This window comes from Streptomyces sp. NPDC085931 (assembly GCF_044540565.1).
Lineage (GTDB): Bacteria > Actinomycetota > Actinomycetes > Streptomycetales > Streptomycetaceae > Streptomyces.
The window spans coordinates 63954-84938 of sequence record NZ_JBITSK010000024.1 but is presented as its reverse complement, the minus strand read 5'-3'; the positions used below and the strand labels follow the sequence as shown (position 1 = coordinate 84938).

Annotated in this window: 20 protein-coding genes; 3 read left to right on the top strand and 17 right to left on the bottom strand. The window is 73.9% G+C overall.

Annotated elements, in window-relative coordinates; all coding sequences use genetic code 11:
- Window positions 1-96: 96 nt before the first annotated feature.
- From ACIGAN_RS34495 to ACIGAN_RS34475, 5 genes are all read right to left on the bottom strand, one after another.
- On the bottom strand, window positions 97-1149 hold the full coding sequence (locus tag ACIGAN_RS34495) for a hypothetical protein (RefSeq protein ID WP_399863396.1): 1053 nt from the start codon (window positions 1147-1149) through the stop codon (window positions 97-99).
- Between the two features lie 187 nt (window positions 1150-1336).
- On the bottom strand, window positions 1337-2962 hold the full coding sequence (groL, locus tag ACIGAN_RS34490) for a chaperonin GroEL (protein ID WP_365093121.1): 1626 nt from the start codon (window positions 2960-2962) through the stop codon (window positions 1337-1339).
- A 115-nt stretch (window positions 2963-3077) separates the two neighbouring features.
- Window positions 3078-3386: a co-chaperone GroES gene (gene groES / locus ACIGAN_RS34485; RefSeq protein ID WP_053135717.1), complete on the bottom strand. Its 309-nt coding sequence runs from the start codon at window positions 3384-3386 to the stop codon at window positions 3078-3080.
- 223 nt (window positions 3387-3609) lie between these two features.
- A complete protein-coding gene (locus ACIGAN_RS34480) occupies window positions 3610-4323 on the bottom strand; it encodes a polysaccharide deacetylase family protein (protein ID WP_399863394.1) in 714 nt (237 codons plus the stop codon).
- Window positions 4320-5246 (bottom strand): polysaccharide deacetylase family protein, encoded by a 927-nt coding sequence (locus tag ACIGAN_RS34475; protein WP_365735625.1) that lies wholly within the window; start codon window positions 5244-5246, stop codon window positions 4320-4322. The genes ACIGAN_RS34480 and ACIGAN_RS34475 overlap by 4 nt, the downstream gene beginning before the upstream one ends.
- Before the next feature lie 119 nt (window positions 5247-5365).
- On the opposite strand from ACIGAN_RS34475, the gene ACIGAN_RS34470 reads away from it, so the two are divergent.
- Window positions 5366-6526, top strand: coding sequence for a class I SAM-dependent methyltransferase (locus ACIGAN_RS34470; protein ID WP_399863391.1), 1161 nt, complete (start codon window positions 5366-5368; stop codon window positions 6524-6526).
- 3 nt (window positions 6527-6529) lie between these two features.
- Here ACIGAN_RS34470 and ACIGAN_RS34465 read toward each other — a convergent pair whose 3' ends face one another.
- The 4 genes from ACIGAN_RS34465 to ACIGAN_RS34450 form a co-directional block, all read right to left on the bottom strand.
- Window positions 6530-7810 carry an RNA polymerase sigma factor gene (locus ACIGAN_RS34465; protein ID WP_399863389.1) on the bottom strand — a complete coding sequence of 427 codons (1281 nt, stop codon included), beginning with the start codon at window positions 7808-7810 and terminating at the stop codon, window positions 6530-6532.
- 46 nt (window positions 7811-7856) lie between these two features.
- A complete protein-coding gene (locus ACIGAN_RS34460; RefSeq protein WP_365093108.1) occupies window positions 7857-8213 on the bottom strand; it encodes a YciI family protein in 357 nt (118 codons plus the stop codon).
- 129 nt (window positions 8214-8342) lie between these two features.
- Entirely contained in the window at window positions 8343-9398 is a 1056-nt protein-coding gene (locus ACIGAN_RS34455; RefSeq protein ID WP_365735631.1) for an LCP family protein, read from the bottom strand.
- A gap of 281 nt (window positions 9399-9679) precedes the next feature.
- Window positions 9680-10738 (bottom strand): LacI family DNA-binding transcriptional regulator, encoded by a 1059-nt coding sequence (locus ACIGAN_RS34450; RefSeq protein WP_365093102.1) that lies wholly within the window; start codon window positions 10736-10738, stop codon window positions 9680-9682.
- 174 nt (window positions 10739-10912) lie between these two features.
- Here ACIGAN_RS34450 and ACIGAN_RS34445 point away from each other — a divergent pair, with 174 nt between their 5' ends.
- Window positions 10913-13228, top strand: coding sequence for a beta-xylosidase/alpha-l-arabinosidase (locus tag ACIGAN_RS34445; protein WP_399863385.1), 2316 nt, complete (start codon window positions 10913-10915; stop codon window positions 13226-13228).
- 279 nt (window positions 13229-13507) lie between these two features.
- On the opposite strand, the gene ACIGAN_RS34440 is transcribed toward ACIGAN_RS34445, so the two are convergent.
- The 4 genes from ACIGAN_RS34440 to tsaB are packed head-to-tail and all read right to left on the bottom strand — an operon-like array spanning window position 13508 to window position 16014.
- On the bottom strand, window positions 13508-13765 hold the full coding sequence (locus ACIGAN_RS34440; protein ID WP_365093093.1) for a hypothetical protein: 258 nt from the start codon (window positions 13763-13765) through the stop codon (window positions 13508-13510).
- Window positions 13762-14853 carry a tRNA (adenosine(37)-N6)-threonylcarbamoyltransferase complex transferase subunit TsaD gene (gene tsaD, locus ACIGAN_RS34435; RefSeq protein ID WP_399863382.1) on the bottom strand — a complete coding sequence of 364 codons (1092 nt, stop codon included), beginning with the start codon at window positions 14851-14853 and terminating at the stop codon, window positions 13762-13764. Before tsaD ends, ACIGAN_RS34440 begins: the two co-directional genes overlap by 4 nt.
- Window positions 14846-15319 (bottom strand): ribosomal protein S18-alanine N-acetyltransferase, encoded by a 474-nt coding sequence (gene rimI, locus ACIGAN_RS34430; protein WP_365093308.1) that lies wholly within the window; start codon window positions 15317-15319, stop codon window positions 14846-14848. The genes tsaD and rimI overlap by 8 nt, the downstream gene beginning before the upstream one ends.
- Window positions 15320-15360: 41 nt before the next feature.
- A complete protein-coding gene (tsaB, locus tag ACIGAN_RS34425; RefSeq protein ID WP_365735635.1) occupies window positions 15361-16014 on the bottom strand; it encodes a tRNA (adenosine(37)-N6)-threonylcarbamoyltransferase complex dimerization subunit type 1 TsaB in 654 nt (217 codons plus the stop codon).
- 124 nt (window positions 16015-16138) lie between these two features.
- Here tsaB and ACIGAN_RS34420 point away from each other — a divergent pair, with 124 nt between their 5' ends.
- The gene (locus ACIGAN_RS34420; protein WP_399863379.1) at window positions 16139-16693 is read left to right on the top strand and encodes a hypothetical protein; all 555 of its coding nucleotides are present in this window, start codon (window positions 16139-16141) and stop codon (window positions 16691-16693) included.
- Window positions 16694-16730: 37 nt separating this feature from the next.
- On the opposite strand, the gene ACIGAN_RS34415 is transcribed toward ACIGAN_RS34420, so the two are convergent.
- From ACIGAN_RS34415 to alr, 4 genes are all read right to left on the bottom strand, one after another.
- The gene (locus ACIGAN_RS34415) at window positions 16731-16898 is read right to left on the bottom strand and encodes a hypothetical protein (protein ID WP_365735638.1); all 168 of its coding nucleotides are present in this window, start codon (window positions 16896-16898) and stop codon (window positions 16731-16733) included.
- Window positions 16899-17352: 454 nt separating this feature from the next.
- A complete protein-coding gene (gene tsaE / locus ACIGAN_RS34410) occupies window positions 17353-17877 on the bottom strand; it encodes a tRNA (adenosine(37)-N6)-threonylcarbamoyltransferase complex ATPase subunit type 1 TsaE (RefSeq protein WP_365093078.1) in 525 nt (174 codons plus the stop codon).
- Entirely contained in the window at window positions 17843-19099 is a 1257-nt protein-coding gene (locus tag ACIGAN_RS34405) for an alpha/beta fold hydrolase (protein WP_365735639.1), read from the bottom strand. Before ACIGAN_RS34405 ends, tsaE begins: the two co-directional genes overlap by 35 nt.
- 127 nt (window positions 19100-19226) lie before the next feature.
- A complete protein-coding gene (gene alr, locus ACIGAN_RS34400; RefSeq protein ID WP_399863376.1) occupies window positions 19227-20396 on the bottom strand; it encodes an alanine racemase in 1170 nt (389 codons plus the stop codon).
- Window positions 20397-20985 lie beyond the last annotated feature (589 nt).

Genomic DNA, 20985 nt, shown 5'->3' with positions numbered 1-20985 from the left:
CCTCCGTGCGGTGAAGATTCGACACCTCCACCACACACGGAGGCCTTCGCCATGATCAAGCCCGTCTGGCGTTAACAACGCTCGTGATCAATACAGCTAGTCGCCGCCGCCCCCTCCGCCGCCGTCCCCGCCGCCGCCGTCGCTGCCGCCTCCGCCCCCGTCGCCGCCGTCGCCGCCGTCGCTGCCCCAGCCGTCGCCGCCGCCGGGTTCGTTGTCGTCACGGTCGCGGCCGAGGTTGCTGAACCAGGGGCGGTCCCAGAGGTCCTCGTCCGTCTCCTGGCGGCGTCTCACCGCGCGGAACCTGGCCAGGCCCGTGGTGTCGCCCAGGCCGAAGGACACGGCGACCGCGTGGGCCATGACGGCGTCCAGGGGGTCGGGGCTCTCGTGGCGCACGTCGGCCAGCGGCAGCAGCACCGAGCCGGGCGGCGGGCCGGGCCACCGGGAGGGGCGGGTCAGCAGGGCGACGCGCTGGTCGTCGCGGAGCAGCCACGAGCTGTCGGCCTTCTCGCGGCGCAGCGTCCAGACCCGGTCGGGCAGGCGGATCTCGACCCAGCTCTTGGACTTGCGCGCCTTCTTGCGCAGTTCGAGCCGTGCGGAGAGGTCGCCGACGTACAGGACCAGGCCGCCCGACCGGTCGGCGCTGTCGGGGCGGTAGCCGTACGGTGCGCGCAGCCGTACGGCGGGGGCGTGCGGGCCCCAGACGTCCACGCGGATCGAGCGCCGGTCCACGGCGACGGTGACCGGTCCGGCGGGACCGGGCGCGCTGCGGCGCGCGATCCACAGGGGCACGCCCTCCGCCCGGGCCCGCGCGGCGAGGGCGGCCACGTGGTCCGGCCCTCCGCACCTGCGTACCGCCAGCTCGCCCAGGGCCCGGGCGAAGTCGGCGGCGTGACGGGTCCTCAGCGGGGTGGTGGTGCCGGTCACGCGGGTGACCGGGACGAGGCCGGGGCCCTGCGGCAGCGCTCCCAGAGGGCGTTCGCTGCCCCCGCCGCCGAGCCAGCGGTCCCGCAGGAACGCCTCCGCCATGGCGGCGAGGTTCAGCTCGTCCAGCGGGGTCCTTCTGCCGCCCCTGCGGAGTGCGTCCTCACCGAGGTGCACCGTCCGCGCGAACGGGTTGCGGGACTGTTCCGCGTACAGCACCTGGTCCATGTCTGCCCCCTGGTGATCCGGCTGCTGTGGGGGTAGACCGTTTCGGCCCCGGCGCGGTTCCCGGGCCGGGACGGCGACACGGCGAAGGCCCGGCACCCCTCGTCGGGGTGCCGGGCCTTCGCTCGGGCTCGGCCGGGCCGACGCCGTCAGCGCAAGCCGTCAGCCGTCAGCCCTCAGCCGTCGTGCCTCAGTGGGAGTGGCCGTGGCCGTGGCCCGCGGCGGCCGGCTCCTCCTCTTCCTTCTTCTCGACGACCAGGGTCTCGGTCGTGAGGAGGAGGGAGGCGATGGAGGCGGCGTTCTCCAGGGCGGAGCGGGTGACCTTGACCGGGTCGATGACGCCGGCCTTGATCAGGTCGCCGTACTCGCCGGTGGCGGCGTTGTAACCGCTGCCCTTGTCGAGCTCGGCGACCTTGGAGACGATGACGTAGCCCTCCAGGCCGGCGTTCTCGGCGATCCAGCGCAGCGGCTCGACGGCGGCCTTGCGGACCACGGAGACACCGGTGGCCTCGTCGCCGGTCTTGTCGAGGTTGCCCTCGAGGACCTTGACGGCGTGGACCAGGGCGGAGCCACCACCGGAGACGATGCCCTCCTCGACCGCGGCGCGGGTCGCGGAGATGGCGTCCTCCAGACGGTGCTTGCGCTCCTTGAGCTCGACCTCGGTGGCGGCACCCACGCGGATGACGCACACGCCGCCGGCCAGCTTCGCGAGGCGCTCCTGGAGCTTCTCGCGGTCCCAGTCGGAGTCCGTGGTCTCGATCTCGGCCTTGATCTGGGCGACGCGGCCCTGCACGTCGTCCTTGCTGCCGGCACCGTCGACGATCGTGGTGTCGTCCTTGGTGACGGTGACGCGGCGGGCGGAGCCGAGGACGTCCAGGCCGACCTGGTCGAGCTTGAGGCCGACCTCCTCGGAGACGACCGTGGCGCCCGTGAGGACGGCCATGTCCTGCAGCATCGCCTTGCGGCGGTCGCCGAAGCCGGGGGCCTTCACCGCGACGGCGTTGAACGTGCCGCGGATCTTGTTGACGACCAGGGTCGACAGGGCCTCGCCCTCGACGTCCTCGGCGATGATCAGCAGCGGCTTGGAGGCGTTGGCCTGGATGACCTTCTCCAGCAGCGGCAGCAGGTCCGCGATGGCGGAGATCTTGCCCTGCGTGATGAGGATGTACGGGTCGTCCAGGACGGCTTCCATGCGCTCCTGGTCCGTCACGAAGTACGGCGACAGGTAGCCCTTGTCGAAGGCCATGCCCTCGGTGAAGTCCAGCTCGAGACCGAAGGTGTTGGACTCCTCGACGGTGATGACACCGTCCTTGCCGACCTTGTCCATCGCCTCGGCGATGAGCTCGCCGACCTGCTGGTCCTGGGCGGACAGCGCGGCGACGGCGGCGATGTCGGACTTCTCGTCGATCGGGCGGGCCGAGGCGAGCAGGTCCTCGGAGACGGCCTTGACGGCGGCGTCGATGCCCTTCTTCAGGGCGGCCGGGGAGGCGCCGGCGGCGACGTTCTTCAGGCCCTCGCGCACGAGCGCCTGGGCGAGCACGGTCGCGGTGGTCGTACCGTCACCCGCGATGTCGTTGGTCTTGGTCGCCACCTCCTTGACCAGCTGGGCACCGAGGTTCTCGTACGGGTCCTCGATCTCGACCTCGCGGGCGATCGTGACACCGTCGTTGGTGATGGTGGGGGCGCCGAACTTCTTGTCGATGACGACGTTGCGGCCCTTGGGGCCGATCGTCACCTTGACCGTGTCGGCAAGCTTGTTGACGCCGCGCTCGAGGGCGCGACGGGCGTCCTCGTCGAACTTCAGGATCTTCGCCATGGGAGCGTGAGCCCTCTTCCGGAATGTGGGATAACGGCAACTGCGCCCCGGGCGCCCGGCTTCTTAGCGATCGCGGGGGCCAGGGGCGCAGTCAAAGCAAGGTGCTTGCGGTGAATTACTTCTCGATGATCGCGAGCACGTCGCGGGCCGAGAGGACGAGGTACTCCTCGCCGTTGTACTTCACCTCGGTGCCGCCGTACTTGCTGTAGAGCACGACGTCGCCGACGGAAACGTCGAGCGGAAGACGGTTGCCGTCCTCGAAGCGGCCCGGGCCCACGGCCAGGACGACGCCCTCCTGGGGCTTCTCCTTGGCGGTGTCCGGGATGACCAGGCCAGAGGCGGTGGTCTGCTCGGCGTCGAGCGGCTGGACCACGATGCGGTCCTCGAGCGGCTTGATGGCAACCTTGGAGCTGGTGGTCGTCACGATCCGACCTCCCCCTTCGGAGATCTCACGGGGTTAACTGTCTGAGGTGGCGACCAGGTGGATCCGTCGTCGCGGGTGCCGGACCTGCCCGTCGCTGTGTTGGCACTCTCCTGTGTCGAGTGCCAGAGCCGAGACTATGACCGTGATTAGCACTCGGTCAAGCGGACTGCTAATCCACCGCGGCGCGTCGGCCAGGAGTTTCCGTCCGTGAGGTCCGCCGCGCCTACAGGTGGTCCTCCAGCCGCCCCACCCGCAGGCCCTTCCCCTCGATCTCCCGCAGCAACCCCGCCGTCCGTTCCGTCAGGGTCAGGGAGGCGTCCCCCGACGGCACCGACACGATGTCGCCGGCGCGCAGCCCGGGCTCGCCGCGGGTGAACGTCAGGTCGCCGTCGGCGCCCAGGGACGCGCGCCACAGCACGACCGCCGTGATGCCGCAGTCGGCGGCGGCGCGCAGGGTCGTGGTGTCGTAGGTGCCGTAGGGCGGGCGGAAGAGGCGGGGGCGGATGCCGAAGCGGGCGTGGAGCTTGTGCTGCTGGCCGCAGATCTCGGCGCGCTGGCCGGCGTAGGGCAGGCCGCGCAGGGCCGGGTGGTCCAGGGTGTGGTTCTGCAGGGACGCGCCGACCGCGCGCAGCCGGGCGAAGTGGCCGTAGCCGGGGCCCACGACGCTGTCGGTGAGGAACATGCTGACCGGCAGGCGCCGGGCGCGGACCAGGGCGACGAAGCGGGGGTCGCGTTCGGCGCCGTCGTCGTAGGTGAGGAAGACGACCGGGTCGCGGGTGGGGACGCGGTCGACGACGGGTGGCAGGCGGCGGGCGGCCGGGGCCGGGTCCCGGGCCCGGTCGTCGGCGGCGGCGGGCGGCCGCTCCCCCGCCGGGTCCGCGCAGCCGGCCGACAGGACCAGCAGCGCGCAGAGCAGGGCGGCGGCCGGCCGCCTCACAGGTAGTCCTCCAGCCGCCCCACCGCGTAGCCCTCGGCCGTGACCTTGTTCAAGAAGCGGCGGATCATGTCCGGCATGGTGCCCTTCCACTCCGCGGGGCCCCGGAAGTGCGTGAGGACGATGTCGCCCGGGCGCAGTTCGCGGTCCGCCTCGCGGTACTCCCAGCGGTCGGCGAAGACCTCCTCGTTCCAGAGCGGCACGTGGGTGATCCCGCAGGCCTTGGCGGCGCGCAGGGTCGCGCGGTTGTAGCTGCCGTAGGGCGGGCGGAAGAGGGCGGGGCGCTTGCCGAAGCGCTTCTGCATATAGCGCTGCATGCCGCAGATCTCGCGCTTCTGGGCGCGGTAGGACAGGCCGGGCAGATAGGGGTGGTGCAGGGTGTGGTTGTTCAGCACCACGCCTCTGGCCTGCATCTTCTTGAAGTAGCGGGGGTCGTCCTTGACCAGGTAGCCGCTGAGGAACGCGGTGTAGGGGACGTCCAGGTCGCTCATCATCCGCAGGAACGTGCGGTCCTTCTCGGCGCCGTCGTCGATGGTGAGGAAGACGACCTTGTCCCGGGTGGGGATCCGGGTGAAGACGGGTGGGAGACCGGACCGCCGGTGGCCGGCCACCTGGAAGCCCTTGCGGGTCTTGATCCTGGGCTTGCGCTCGGGGGCCGGCGGGGCGGCCAGCGGAACCCTCTTCAGCTCCCAGCGGTGCGCGGCGGCGACCCGGGCGGCGTGCGCGGCGCGCAGTTTGGAGGCGTAGGAGTCGAGTGCGCGGGCCGGGGGCGCGTCGAGGGGCTGCTGTCCGCCGGCCGGGGTGACCTGGTCGCTGCCCCCGCCCTGCGCACAGCCCGAGGCGATGGCGGCGAGGGCGAGCACGGCCAGGCCGATCCGTGCACCGCCAAAGGCCCGGCTTTTGTCATCTTGTACGACTGCTCGCATGGTGCCGGATCCTCGCAGCCCGCCCGGGCGACCCCGCCCCGACACAGCGACCGCCGCACCCGCGTCCCCCGACCGGCCCACACACACCGCCCCGTCACGCCGTGCCCGACAATGACCGGGTGAACGACCTCGCCCTCCTCCTCACCCCCGAAGGCCGCGCCCTCCTCGACGAGGTGCGCGACACCGACCCGGCGCGGGAGCTGGCCGTCGCGACCCGGCTGCGGCGCGAGCACCCCGCCGAGCTGGTCTCGGCGGCGCTCGGGCAGGCGCGGCTGCGGCAGCGGGCGGCGGTGAAGTTCGGCGCCGAGGACGCGGGGCGGATGTTCTTCACGCCGAACGGGGTGGAGCAGTCGACGCGGGCGAGCGTGGCGGCCTACCGGGCGCGGCGCCTGGCCGACTCGGGTGTGACCTCGGTGGCCGACCTGTGCTGCGGCATCGGCGGCGACGCCATCGCGCTGGCCCGCGCCGGGATCCGGGTGCTGGCCGTGGACCGCGACCCGCTCACGGCCGCGGCGGCCCGGGCGAACGCCGGCGCGCTGGGGCTGGCGGACCTGATCGAGGTCCGGGAGGCGGACGTCACGCAGGTGGACACGGCCGGTTACGACGCCGTCTTCGTCGACCCGGCGCGGCGCGGCGGGCGGGGCCGGGTCTTCGACCCCGAGGCCTACTCGCCCCCGCTGTCCTGGGCGGTGTCGGCCGCGCGCCGGGCCCCGCACGCGGCGCTGAAGGTCGCCCCGGGCATCCCGCACGAGGCGGTCCCGGAGGAGGCCGAGGCCGAGTGGATCTCCGACGGCGGGGACGTGAAGGAGGCGGTGCTGTGGTTCGGCACCGAGCCGGGCGCCGTCCGGGCCACCCTGCTGCCGGGCCCCCGCACCCTGCTCTCCCGCGGCCTGCCCGACCCCGGTGTCCGCCCGCCCGGCCGCTATCTCTACGAGCCCGACGGCGCCGTCATCCGCGCCCATCTGGTGGCCGAGGTCGCCGACCGGGTGGGCGGCGGCCTCCTCGACGCGACCATCGCGTACGTCACGGCCGACACCCTGCGGCCGACGCCGTACGCCACCGCCTACGAGATCACCGACCATCTGCCCTTCAACGTCAAGAGGCTGAAGGCCCTGCTGCGGGAGCGCGAGGTCGGCACGCTGACGGTGAAGAAGCGGGGCTCGGCGGTCGAGCCGGAGGAACTGCGCAGGAAGGTCAAGCCGCAGGGTCCGCACGCGGCGACGGTGTTCCTGACCCGGGTCGCCGGGGCCCCGGCCATGCTGATCGGGCACCCGGCCTGACGGTCAGGACTGCTCCGCCGCCCGCCGCAGCAGCAGCGCCCGCTCCCGTGCGTTGCGGGTGAGGTCTGCCGCCCGCTCGAATTCCGTCCGGGCCTCGGCGGCCCGGCCGAGGCGGGCCAGCAGGTCGCCGCGGACGCTGGGCAGCAGGTGGTAGTCGCGCAGGGCCGGGTCGGCGGCGAGGGCGTCGACCAGGGGCAGGGCGGCGCCGGGCCCCTCGGACATCGAGACGGCCACCGCCCGGTTCAGCTCCACGACCGGCGACGGGGAGCGGGCGGCCAGCAGCCCGTAGAGGGTGGCGATGCGCCCCCAGTCGGTCTCCTCGTAGGTGTGGGCGTGCGCGTGGCAGGCGGCGATGGCGGCCTGCAGGGTGTACCGGCCCGGGGCGCCGGAGGAGGCGGCCTCGGCCCGGCCCAGCGCGTCGATGCCGCGGGCGATGAGCATGCGGTTCCAGCGGGACCGGTTCTGGTCCTTGAGCAGGACGGGTTCGCCGGAGGGGCCCGTGCGGGCCGCCGTGCGGGAGGCCTGCAGCTCCAGGAGTGCGGCCAGTCCGTGCACCTCGGACTCCTTCGGCATGAGCCCGGCGAGCACCCGGGCCAGCCGCAGGGCGTCCTCGCACAGGGACGGGCGCAGCCAGTCGTCGCCGGCCGTGGCGGCGTACCCCTCGTTGAAGATCAGGTAGATGACGTCGAGCACCGAGCCGAGACGGGCCTCGCGGTCGGGTCCGCAGGGCACCTCGAAGGCGATGTTCTTCGTGGCCAGGGTGCGTTTGGCGCGCACGATCCGCTGGGCGACGGTCGGCTCGGGGACCAGGAAGGCCCGGGCGATCTCCGCCGTGGTCAGTCCGCCCAGCAGACGCAGCGTGAGGGCGGTGCGGGCCTCGGTGGACAGGACCGGGTGGCAGGCGGTGAAGACGAGGCGCAGCAGGTCGTCGTCGATGGCGTCGGGGTCGGCGGGCTCCTCGGGCGGGGCCGCGTCCGGCTGGGCCCGGCCGATCTCGGCCAGTTTCCGGGCGTAGTTCTCCCGGCGGCGTACCAGGTCGACGGCGCGGTTGCGGGCGGCCGCCATGAGCCAGGCGCCCGGGTTGGCGGGCACCCCGTCGCGCGGCCACTGCTCCAGCGCGGCCACCAGGGCGTCCTGGGCGAGTTCCTCGGCGATGCCGACGTCCCGGACGATGTGGGTGACACCGGCGATGATCCGGGGCGACTCCATCCGGAAGACGGTCTCGACGGTCTCGGCGGCGGCCCCGGGGCGGGACGCCGGGGACGGGGTGGGCTGCACGGTCACGACCCACCATCAGACACCCCCGGCGCCGCCCGGCCAAGCGGACGCGTCAGCCCTCGGCGATCTGCCGGACCTCCGCGGTGATCGTCCAGTAGTCCTCGTGCAGGGACAGGAACCGCTTGGTCCACTCGATGGCCTCGGCCTTGTCCTTGCACTGGCTGATCGAGTAGCCCCCGATGACCTCCTTGGTCTCGGTGAACGGCCCGTCGGTGACGGACAGCTGCCCGCCCTCCCAGGTCACCCGGGTGCCGTCGGAGGTCGGGGTGAGACCGGCCGTGTCGAGCATGACCCCGGCCTTGGTGATCTCCTCCAGGAGCTTGCCCATCCGCTCCTGCAGCTCGGGGCTCGGGCCCTCGGCGGGGGCGTTCTTCTCGTCGATGCGGATCAGGGTCATGAAGCGCGGCATGGTGGCTCCTCGGGTCTCGTGGAGCGGGGTCCGTCCCCGCTCCCACCCCTGCGTCGAACGGCGGACCGCCGGATCGACACCCGCGCCGGAATTTCCTCGGAAGATTCTTCGGGGACGCGTCACCCCAGGTCAGCGCAGCGACTCCCACAGTTCGCGCGCCTCGGGCTCGTCGGCCACCACCCGGTTGGGGTCCGACGGCGCCCGCACCACCGGCATCATCACCGTGCGCACCCGGCTCGACGACAGGCCCTGCAGGCTCTGGCCCAGGCCGGTCAGCTCGCTCAGGGAGTCCAGGCCCGTGTCGGTGGTGAGACCGGCCGTCACCGCGTCCGCGACCCGGTACAGCTTCGCCGGGTCGGTGAGCAGGTCCTGGGCGGCGATGCGGTCCAGCAGGGCCTTCACCAGCTTCTGCTGCAGGCCGATGCGGCCGAGGTCGCTGCCGTCGCCGATGCCGTGCCGGGTGCGGGCCAGGCCCAGGGCCTGGGTGCCGTCCAGGTGGTGGGTGCCGGCCTTCAGCTGCAGGTGGCTGTCGTCGTCGGCGATGTCCTCGTCCGTGGTGACGGTGACCCCGCCGAGCGCGTCGACGAGCTTCGCGAAGCCGGAGAAGTCGATCTCGATGTAGTGGTCCATGCGGACGCCGGTCATCGACTCGACCGTCTTCACCGCGCAGACCGGGCCCCCGACCGCGTAGGCGCTGTTGAACATCGCGTAGCGGGAGACCTGCGTCGAACCGCCGTCGGAGCGCGGGCAGGACGGGCGGGTGACCAGGGTGTCGCGCGGGATGCTCACCACCGTGGCGCTGGTCCGCCCGGCGTCCAGGTGGACGACCATCGCCGTGTCGGAGCGGGCCCCGTCGCTGTCGCCGCCGCCGAGCCTGCGGTTCTCCGCGCCGCTGCGCGAATCCGAGCCCAGCACCAGGATGTTGAGCGCCTCACCGGGCACGGCCGGTGCCGAGGGCGACGGCGTGGTCACCGGCTTGGGCGGGCGGTTGTCGCCGAGCGCGTTGTCGATGTCGACACTGGTGATGTTGCCGTTGAGATGCCAGTAGGCCCAGCCGGCGGCACCGGCGGCGAGCACCAGCAGGCCCGCCAGCGTCAGGCCGGCGGTCCGCAGGGCGATCGACCGCCGGCCCGTCCTGGTGCCCTCGTCCCCGTTCGCATCGTCTCCCGTCACAGACAGGAACATAAGTCCGAATTATTACGGGCAGGGGATTCAGGACGCGTTTTCTTCGGAAATTCTCAGACTTCGTGGCCGGGACCCGCCCCGGCGTCACCATCGGCACCGGACTGCTCACGCGCCACGGGGCGTTGCGCCCGCAGGGCACCCAAGCGGCTGCCGGAACCGATCCGTTGGCGGACGGGGTGGCTCAACTCCCCTGTGGAGTCGACGCGTCGGCATCTCGTCACCGGCATCGCCTTCGAAAGTTTCGTCAGTGCAGCCGACTCGCTTCGGTGCGACCGGGCCGGTTACGCGGGCGGGGCCGTGCTGCTGCGCACGACCAGGCTGGTGGCCAGCTCCACCCGGGTCGCCGCCGGGATCTCCTCGTTCCGTCCGAGGTCGAGGACCAGCTTCGCCGCCGCCTCGGCCATCTCGGTCAGCGGTTGCCGCACGGTCGTCAGCGGCGGCCCGACCAGGGGGGCCACCGGCAGGTCGTCGAAGCCGACCACGCTCAGGTCCTCGGGGACGCGCAGCCCAAGTTCGCGCGCGGCCTCGTACAGCCCGAGCGCCTGCAGGTCGTTGCCGGCGAAGACGGCGGTGGGCCGGTCCGGGCGGCGCAGCAGCTCCAGGCCCCGCCGGTAGCCGGCCTCGTGGTGGAAGTCGCCGTTGGCGATCAGCGAGGGGTCCACCGGCAGCCCGGCGGTCTCCAGCGCGGCCCGGTAGCCGTCGACGCGGGCCCGGCTGCACATCATCTGCGAGGGCCCGCTGATCGCGCCGATCCGGCGGTGCCCCAGCTCGACCAGGTGCCGGGTGGCCGCGAGGCCGCCCTGCCAGTTGGTCGCGCCGATCGAGGGGACGTCGGCACCGGGGTCGCCGGCCGGGTCCATCACCACGAACGGGATGGAGCGGCTGGTCAGCAGCGCCCGCTGCGACTCGTCGAGTCCCGACAGCACGAGGACGACGCCGTGCGGGCGGCGGGCGGCGACCTGGTCGGCCCAGGTCCGCCCGGGCGTGAGCCGCCCCGCGCTCTCCGACAGCACCACGCTCAGGCCCGCGTCCCGGGCCACGTTCTCCACGCCCCGGATGACCTCCATCGCCCAGGCGCTCTCCAGCTCGTGGAAGACCAGGTCGATCAGGGGCGACCGGGTCGCCTCGGCCCGGCGGCGGCGGTAGCCGTGCGCGCGCAGCAGTTCCTCGACGCGGGCGCGGGTGGCGGGGGCGACGTCGGCCCGGCCGTTGAGGACCTTCGAAACAGTCGGGGCCGACACGCCGGCCTCGCGGGCGATCTCGGCGAGCGTGGCGGTCTGCGCGGTGCGCCCCTGCGTCCGGATTTGCGTCCGGCTTTCAACGGGCTCCGGGGATGTCATGGCGGCGATCGTATCCCTGCGGGCCCCCTTGACGAAGTCCTCGTCGCGCCATAGGTTCCCGGAACATTCGACATCGATATCGAAACATTCGTAGAAGGGGGCGCGGGACACCGCTGTTCACGCGCTCGTCGGCACCACTCGTGAGGGCCGTCCCGTCCACCCGACAGGAGCTTCATGACCACCGCGCCCTGGCGTGACCCCGCCCTGCCCGCCGCCGCCCGCGTCGACGACCTGCTCTCCCGGATGACCCTGGAGGAGAAGACCGCCCAGCTGTACGGCGTGTGGGTGGGTGCCGCGACGGACGGCGACGGAGTCGCCCCGCACCAGCACGACATGAGCGTCGACCACTCCGACGAGGAATGGGCCGAGCTGATCACCCGCGGCCTGGGCCAGCTCACCCGCTCCTTCGGCACCGCCCCCGTAGACCCGGCGCTGGGCGCGCAGGCCCTGGCCCGCGCCCAGCGCCGGATCGCCGAGGCCGGCCGCTTCGGCATCCCGGCGGTCGCCCACGAGGAGTGCCTGGCCGGCTTCACCGCCTGGCGGGCCACGGCCTACCCGGTCCCGCTGGCGTGGGGCGCGGCCTGGGACCCCCCGCTGGTCGAGGAGATGGCCCGGCGCATCGGCGCGGACCTGCGCTCGGTCGGCGTCCACCAGGGCCTCGCGCCCGTCCTGGACGTCGTGCGCGATCCGCGCTGGGGCCGGGTGGAGGAGACGATCGGCGAGGACCCGTACCTGGTCGGCACGATCGGCACGGCCTATGTGCGGGGCCTGGAGTCGGCCGGGGTCGTCGCCACGCTCAAGCACTTCGCCGGGTACGCCTCCTCGGCCGGCGCCCGCAACCTCGCCCCCGTGCGGGCGGGCGTCCGGGAGTTCGCGGACGTCACCCTGCCGCCCTTCGAGATGGCGGTCCGCGAGGGCGGGGCCCGTTCGGTGATGGCGGCGTACAACGAGACCGACGGCGTCCCGGCCTCCGCAGACCCGGAGTTGCTGACCCGGCTGCTGCGCGAGGAGTGGGGGTTCACCGGCACGGTCGTCGCCGACTACTTCGGCATCGCCTTCCTGCAGACCCTGCACCGCGTCGCCGGCACCCCGGCCGAGGCGGCCCACGCGGCCCTCGCCGCCGGCATCGACGTCGAGCTGCCCACCGTCAAGTGCTACGGGCAGCCGCTGCTGGACGCGGTCCGTGCCGGGCAGGTCCCCGAGGAACTGGTGGACCGCGCGGCCCGCCGCGTGCTGCTGCAGAAGTGCGAACTGGGCCTGCTCGACGAGGACTGGGCGCCCGAGCCCACCGGCCCCGTCGCCCTGGACTCCACGGGCAACCGGATCCTGGCCCGCCGCCTGGCCGAGGAGTCGGTGGTCCTGCTCGACAACCCCGACGGGCTGCTCCCGCTGGCGCCCGACACGCGGATCGCGGTGGTCGGTCCCCGGGCGGCCGACGCCCTGGCCATGCTGGGCTGCTACTCCTTCCCCTCCCACGTGCTCACCCACCACCCCGGCGTGCCGACCGGTATCGAGATCCCGACCGTCCTCGACGCACTGCGCACCGAACTGCCGGACGCGAAGGTGACGTTCGCCCAGGGCTGCGACGTGACCGACCCGGACACCGCGGGCTTCGAGGAGGCCGTCGCGCGCACCGCCGAGGCGGACGTGTGCGTGGCCGTGCTCGGCGACCGGGCGGGCCTGTTCGGCCGCGGCACCTCGGGCGAGGGCTGCGACGCGAGCGACCTCGGCCTGCCGGGCGTCCAGGGCGAGCTGCTGGACGCGCTGGTCGCCACGGGCGTGCCGGTGGTGCTGGTGCTGCTGACCGGCCGCCCCTACGCGCTGGGCCGCTGGCAGGGCCGCCTGGGCGCGGTCGTCCAGGCCTTCTTCCCGGGGGAGGAGGGCGGCCCGGCGGTGGCGGGAGTGCTGTCGGGCCGCGTCAACCCCTCCGGGCGCCTCCCGGTGAGCGTGCCGCGCGAGCCCGGCGGTCAGCCCTGGACCTACCTCCAGCCGCCGCTCGGCCTGGCGGGCGAGGTCAGCAACCTCGACCCGACGCCGCTGTACTCCTTCGGCCACGGCCGCTCCTACACGGCGTTCGCCTGGGAGGACATCTCGGGCGACGGGGCGGAGATCGGCACGGACGGTGCCTACGACCTGTCCGTGACGGTCCGCAACACCGGCGACCGCGAGGGCGCGGAGGTCGTGCAGCTGTACCTGCACGACCCGGTGGCGTCGGTGACCCGCCCGGACGTCCGGCTGGTCGGCTACCAGCGCGTGGCGCTCTCCCCGGGCCAGGCCGCGCGGGTGACCTTCCGTTTCCACACGGACCTCTCGGCGTTCACCGACCGTTCGGGCCGCAGGGTGGTCGAGCCGGGCGCCCTGGAACTACGGTTGGCGGCCTCCAGTACCGACGTGCGCCACACGGCACGTCTGACGCTCACCGGTCCGGTCCGGGCCGCCGGAACGGACCGGCGGCTGCGGTGCGAGACGGAGGTCGCGGGGGTGGAGTGAGCGTCGGGGGGCGCCGGTGGACAGGCTGCTGCACCACGAGCGGCGGGCCGTGCTGTCGGCCTTCGCGGCCCTGGCCCTCGCCCTGACGGCGCTGGGCCTGGTACGCGGGTTCTCCGTGCTGGCAAGGCCCGGCGCCCTGGCGCTGTACCTGGGCGGCCTGCCGGCCCTCCTGTTCGTGTGGACCCTGCTGAAGGCGACCAGGGTCACGTGGCTGGGAGCGCCGGAGCGGACTGCTGCTGCGGCGCGGCCGGGTCGCAGGCAGGCCGTGGGAGCTCTCGGTCAGCCGACGCCCACCGACTCGAACCGCCAGCGGTGCACGGCCCGCGTGACCAGCTCCCCGCCCGGCTCCGGCAGCTCGGGCAGCTCGGCGTCGTACGGGGCGTCCCACCAGGTGATGACGAGGACCCGGTCCTGGGGGGCGCGCAGGGTCTCGCGGCGCAGCGGTTCACCGGGGAGGTCCTGGGCGCGGGCCCAGGCGAGCAGGTCCTCGCCCCGCCCGGGCACGGCCCGCGCCTCCCACATCAGGGCGACCGTCACGAGTACAGGTTCTCCTTGCTGACCTCGTGCACATGGTCGTGGTCGTGGCCCGGCACGTGCGGGTCCGTCACCGGCAGCGAGGAGTCGGCCGACAGGTCCCAGCTCGACGCGGCCCGGTTGCGGGCCACCATCTCCGCGCCGAGCGCGGCGACCATCGCGCCGTTGTCCGTGCACAGCTTGGGCCGCGGCACCCGCAGCCGGATCCCGGCCGCCTCGCAGCGCTCCTGGGCGAGGGCGCGCAGCCGGGAGTTGGCGGCCACGCCGCCGCCGATCATCAGGTGGTCGACGCCCTCGTCCTTGCAGGCGCGGACGGCCTTGCGGGTCAGCACATCCACGACCGCCTCCTGGAAGGAGGCCGCCACGTCCCGTACCGGCACCTCCTCGCCCGCCGCCCGCCTGGCCTCGATCCAGCGGGCCACGGCCGTCTTCAGGCCGGAGAAGGAGAAGTCGTAGGCGGGGTCGCGCGGGCCGGTCAGGCCGCGCGGGAAGGCGATCGCGTCCGGGTCTCCCTCCTTGGCGTACCGGTCGATGACCGGGCCGCCGGGGAAGCCGAGGTTCAGCACCCGTGCGATCTTGTCGAAGGCCTCGCCGGCCGCGTCGTCGATGGTGGCGCCCATCGGGCGGACGTCGGAGGTGATGTCCGCGGACAGCAGCAGCGAGGAGTGGCCGCCGGAGACCAGCAGCGCCATCGTCGGCTCGGGCAGCGGGCCGTGCTCCAGCTGGTCCACGCAGATGTGCGAGGCGAGGTGGTTCACGCCGTAGAGGGGCTTGCCCAGGGCGTACGCGTACGCCTTGGCCGCGGAGACGCCGACCAGCAGGGCGCCGGCGAGTCCGGGACCGGCCGTGACGGCGACGCCGTCGAGGTCGCGGGCGCTGACGCCCGCCTCCTTCAGCGCGCGGTCGATGGTCGGGACCATCGCCTCCAGGTGGGCGCGGCTCGCGACCTCCGGGACGACACCGCCGAAGCGGGCGTGCTCGTCGACGCTGGAGGCGACGGCGTCGGCCAGCAGGGTGGTGCCCCGGACGATGCCGACGCCGGTCTCGTCGCAGGAGGTCTCAATCCCCAGAACGAGGGGTTCGTCAGCCATGGATCTCGGTTCCTTGTACGGAGTTCTCGGGGGCGGTCAGGCGCATCACCAGGGCGTCCACGTTGCCCGGCTGGTAGTAACCCCGCCGGACGCCGATGGGCTGGAACCCGAACCGCTCGTACAGCTTCTGTGCGCGCACGTTGTCCACGCGGCACTCCAGCATCACCTCGGCGCACTCGAAGGCGGTGGCCGCGCGCAGCAGTTCGGCCAGCAGCCGGCCGCCGAGGCCGGTGCCCCACAGGTCGCGGGCGACGGCGATGGTCTGGACGTCGGCCTGCTCACCGGAGGAGACCAGACCGGCGTACCCGACGATCCGGGAGCCGGTCTCGGCGACCACGTACCGCCGGTTGGCCTCGGGCCCGCGGGCGTGGGCCAGCTCGGACCAGAACATGCCCCGCGACCAGGCGTCGTCGGGGAACAGGTCCCGCTCGAGCTCCAGCACGGGGTCGATGTCCCACCAGCGCATCTCGCGCAGCGAGCACGTCTCGGGGTCGGTCACGGGATCGGTCACTTGGGGGTGACCACCTTGTAGTTCTTGGGGACCTGGGCGTCGGGACGGCGCAGGTAGAGCGGCCGGGGCGCGGGCAGCTCCTCGCCGGCGGCCAGTCGCTCCGCGGCCAGCCGGGCCAGGGCCGCGGCGGACACGTGCTCGGGTTCGTGCGCCTTGGGGAAGGCGTCCGGGTACAGCAGCGCGCCGGCGCCCACCGCGGGCAGGCCCGCGACCTGCTCGGCGATGTCGGCGGGCCGGTCGACCGCCGGGTCGGTGACGCGGGTGCGGGAGTCGGCGTAGCGCGCCCAGTAGACCTCCTTGCGGCGGGCGTCGGTCGCGACGACGAACGGCCCCTCCAGGTCGGCGGCGTAGGCGAGGCCGTCCAGCGTGCACACGCCGTGCACGGGGACGCCGAGCGCGAGCCCGAAGGTGTCCGCGGTCATGAGGCCGACGCGCAGCCCCGTGTACGGGCCCGGGCCGATCCCGGCGACGATCCCCGTGACGGCGTCGAGGCGCAGACCGGCCTCGGCGAGCACCCGGTCGATCGCGGGCAGCAGCAGTTCCCCGTGCCGCCGGGCGTCCACCTGGCTCGACGAGGCGATGACGTCGTGTCCGTCGTGCAGCGCGACGGTGACGGCGGGTGTGGCGGTATCCAGAGCGAGCAAGAGCACGCAAACAGCCTACGGCTCCCCGGGCCCCGGCACGGCCGCGCCCGCCGGGTCGCCGCCTGCTGCTACCGTCACCTACCGTCACGAGACATGTACGCAGGGACGCTCGACCCGGAGGTGGCCGCCGGTGGCTGTCAGCAGCTCGACGATCGTGGCCGGGCTCACCGCCGCGGCCCTCGCGACGGTCGGCTACCTCGCCCACCAGGCGTCCACGAGCCTGCCCGCGGGGCAGGGCCGGGCCCAGGCGGGCGTCACCCCGGCGCCCGGCATCTCGCAGGCGCCGCCGGCCCGCACGGACCCGACGGCGCTGCCCGAGGGGTCGGGCGAGGGGGCACGGGTCGTGTACTCGCTGCGCCGGGACCGGGTGTGGCTGGTCGGCGCGAACGGTGAGGTCGCCCGTACGTTCGAGGTCGACCCGAGCGCGGTGGACCCGGCGCCGGGCCGGTACGCGGTCACGTCCCGCTCGAACTCGGTCACCGGCTCGGACGGCGTCCCCGTCGAGCACGTCGTGCGGTTCACCAGCGTGGACGGTGTCGTGGTCGGCTTCAGCTCGGCCGTGGACGCCAAACGGGCCGCGCCCGACCCGAGGGTCCGCACGGGCGGCATCCGGGAGTCGCGGGCGGACGGCGACGCGATGTGGACGTTCGCGACGATCGGCCGCACGGTGGTCGTGGTCCGCTAGGGCCCGTCCGACAGGCCCATGGGAGCCGCCGCCCGGGTCAGGCCGCCTCGCGGTGGTCCTCCGCGGGCCCGGACAACTCCGGCTCGGGCGCGCGCGGCGGCGTGGAGACCAGCGCCGCGGCCTCGCCCGCCGCCAGCAACTCACGCATGGACACCCCGGCGACCGCGAACGGCAGCGGCTGCCTCTTGCTCTCTGTAGCCGACATGGACGCCTCCTGATGACCGGGGGCGGACGTAGTTAGGTGACCCTAACTACGGACTGGATACCATGTGACCACGGACAAGACACCGAACGCAACATCTTGCCGACGCCGTGTCGGAACGTTCATCAAACCCCCGCACCACGGGCGATCCGACCCGGCCGGGAGGCGCCGACCTGCCGGGCGCTGAGCGACGGGCGCCCGGGGAGCCGGGTGGCGGAGGTGGCGAGCGCCCGGCGCGGGCCTCGGCGGAGGCAACCCGAGCAACTGCCCCAGGGCGACGGGCGGTGAGCGACCGGGCGGCGGGGCGGCAGGGAGCACGCGATCAAGGGCCTCGCGCCCTTGCGCGGGCTCTCCGCAACCGGGCCCGGCCGGGCGGAGCCCCGAACCGGGTTCGGCAGGGCCCCGGGCCGGAGGGGTGGGTCGGTGTGGCGCGGGCAGGCTCAGGGGCCCGCAGCGGTCACGCCGTCAGGGCGTTCAGGTCCGTCGACGCCCAGCGTTCGCCCAGGCCGGTGATCGTCATGTGCCGGACCTCGTCCGTCGTGTCGCCCACCGCGCGGTGGATGACAACCTGGAGGCGGTCCTCGGTCAGTTCCTCGACCTTGCCCTCGCCCCACTCCACGACGATCACGGACTCGGGCAGGGAGACGTCGAGGTCGAGGTCCTCCATCTCGTCGAGGCCGCCGGAGAGCCGGTACGCGTCGACGTGGACCAGCGGCGGCCCGTCGCCCAGCGAGGGATGCACCCGGGCGATCACGAACGTCGGCGAGGTGACGGCCCCGCGCACGCCGAGCCCCTCGCCCAGCCCACGGGTCAGCGTCGTCTTGCCCGCGCCGAGCTCCCCGCTCAGCATCACCAGGTCACCCGCGCGCAGCAGTTTCGCGAGCCGGCGGCCCAGCTCCCGCATCTGCTCGGGGGACGTGACGACGATCTGGACGGACGATCCGGGCTCAGCCGGGTTGTGCGGTGCTGCTGGTGCTTCCATAGCCCTTCACGGTAGCCCCTGCGGGCACCGCACCCGTGCGGGTGAGCAGGTCGGCGAGGCGGTCGGTGACCACTTCCGGGTGCTCCAGCATCACCAGGTGCCCCGCGTCCGGCACCAGCACCAGCTCGGCGTCCGGCAGCAGATCGGCGATGGCCTCGCTGTGCTCACTCGGCGTGACCAGGTCCCCCACCCCGGCCAGCACGAGGACCGGCAGGTCGGCGAAGTGGGCGAGCGCCTCGGTCTTGTCGTGGTCGTTGAACGCCGGGTAGTACTCCGCGACCACGTCGATCGGCGTGCTCTCGATCATCCGCTCGGCGAACCGCGCCACGGCCGGGTCGACGTCCCGGGAGGCGAACGAGTACCGCTTGATGATCCCGGCGAACAGGTCCGCGGTGGCCCGGCGCCCCTTCTCCACCAGCTCGGCCCGCTGCCCCAGCGCCTTCAGCACCCCCGGCAGCACCCGCCGCACCGCGTTGACGCCCGCCACCGGGAGCCCGTAGTTGACCTCGCCGAGACGGCCCGACGACGTGCCGACGAAGGCGACGCCGACGACCCGCTCACGGATCAGCTCGGGGTACTGGTCGGCCAGCGCCATCACCGTCATGCCGCCCATGGAGTGTCCGACCAGCACGATCGGCCCCTCGGGCGCGGCCGCGTCGATGACGGCCTTCAGGTCGCGGCCCAGCTGCTCGATCGTGACCGACTCGCCCCGCGCCTGCGCCACACCCCGGCCGGAGCGGCCGTGGCTGCGCTGGTCCCAGTGCACGGTCCGCACGACGCCCCGCAGGGCGGCCCGCTGGAAGTGCCAGGAGTCCTGGCTGAGGCAGTAGCCGTGGCTGAAGACGACGGTGACGGGCGCGGGCGCCTTGCGGCCGAAGAGCCTGCGGCGGCGCGGCCCGATGGCCGGCGCGGCCTCGGGGTCGACGTCGTCGACCTCGTAGTACAGCTCCGTGCCGTCGTCGGCGAACGCCTTGCCGGGCATGCCGCGCAGCGAGCCGTAGGGCCCCGCCGAGTCGAGGGCGAGCCGGGCCTTCTGGCGCATGCCCCGGCCGACCGTCATCCGCTCCAGGGCGACCCCGGCGGCCGCGCCCGCGGCCACCACGCCTATCGCGACGCCGGCGAGACCCGTCGCGCGGCGCCAGCCCCCCGCCGCCCCCGCGGCGGAGGCCGCGACGGCAGCGGAGGCGACGTCGGCGACGACCTCCGCACTGCTCTCGCTCACGTACCGCTCCTCTTCGCCGGGCTGCCGGTCGGTGGACTCACCGGGTCGGACGATGCCGTGTGACTGATGGTGCCCCTGCTACCAGGGTGCCTGTCGTTTCTCGCGTGACCAGTCCTGCCGGTGCGGGTTACCCGTCCCGTCCCTCATTCACATAGACGCGCGGAACGCGCGTTCCGATCCGGGTCACGATCTCGTAGGCGATGGTTCCGGCCGCCTGCGCCCAGTCCTCGGCGGTGGGCTCCCCGCGGTCCCCGGGCCCGAAGAGGACCGCCTCGGTGCCCTCCGCCGGTGTGTCACCGCCCAGGTCGACGACGAACTGGTCCATGGCGACGCGCCCCGCGATCGTCCGCCACTTGCCCTCGACCAGCACCGGGCCCGCCGAGGAGGCGTGGCGCGGGATGCCGTCCGCGTAGCCGAGCGGGACGAGGCCGAGGGTGGTCTCGCCGGGTGTGACGTACCGGTGCCCGTAGCTGACGCCGTGGCCGCCCGGGACCTGCTTGACCAGGGCGAGCGAGGCGGACAGCGTCATCACCGGGCGCAGCCCGAAGTCGGCCGGGGTGCCCAGCTCGGGGCTGGGCGAGATGCCGTAGGTGGCGATGCCGGTGCGGACCAGGTCGAAGTGGCTCTCGGGGAGCGTGAGCGTGGCCGGCGAGTTGGCGATGTGCCGGACCTCGGGCCGCACGCCCTGTCCCTCGGCGTAGGCGACCATCTCGCGGAACAGGCCCAGCTGGGCGGCGATGGAGGGATGCCCGGGCTCGTCGGCGCAGGCGAAGTGCGACCACAGGCCGGTGACACGCAGCAGCCCCTCGGCCTCGGCGCGGCGGGCCTCGCCGACCAGGGCGGCCCAGTCCTCCCCTGGCTGGCAGCCGTTGCGCCCGAGCCCGGTGTCGGCCTTGAGCTGCACCCGGGCGGGCCGGCCGGCCGCCCGGGCCGCCTCGGTGACCTCCCGCAGGGCCCACAGGCCGCTGAGCGAGACGTCCAGGTCGGCCTCGATCGCCTCGCGCCAGGGCCCGCCGGGCGTCCACAGCCAGCACATGATGCGGCCCGGCAGTCCGGCGGCACGCAGGGCCAGGGCCTCCTCGGGCGTGGCCGTGCCCAGCCAGCTCGCTCCCGCCTCGACGGCGGCACGGGCGCACGGCACAGCCCCGTGGCCGTACGCCTCGGACTTCACCACGGCCATCACGGCCGCGCCCGGGGCATGGGCACGCAGGGCCCGTACGTTGGCCCGCAGGGCGGCCAGGTCGATCTCGGCGCGGGCCCGCAGGGGCGCGGTCCGCAGGGCTGTTCTCTCGCTCATCGCGCCCAGTGTCTCATCGGGCCCCGGGCGGGCCGTCCGCTACGTCCCGGGCCGCCCTCCCCACACGAACACCCGGTCACCCTTCTTCAGCACGTCCCACAGCCGCCGTGCGTCCGCCAGGGTGGGGTTGACGCGCATCGGGGTGTCGTAGAGCGTCGACCAGTGGTTCCGGTTCGGCCAGTAGACCGTGTGCCGGACGGTCGTGTTCCGGGCGATGCCCGTCCGCTGCGGACGGGCACCGTCCGGCGGCGTTCGGGTGCGCGCGCGCCGACAGGTACCGCGTCGGCGACCAGGTCACCGGCCCGGCGAACCCGATGGCCGGCTCGATGCCCCGCCCCAGCTGGAACGCCCGGATCGTCCGGCAGTCGGCCGCCGACTGCCTGCCGTCCGCGCGCAGCCCGAGCCACCGCTCGACCTGCCGCTGGTACGGCCCGGCCTTCCGCGTGCAGCTCACCGGCGCGGCCGTCTCCCCCGGCGGCACGGACGCGACGGGCGCGTACGTCCACGCCGCGACGCCGCGCTCCACCCCCGGCACCGGCCCGCCCACCGGCCGCGCGGCCACATCCAGCCATCCAGCCCGTCCGGCGCT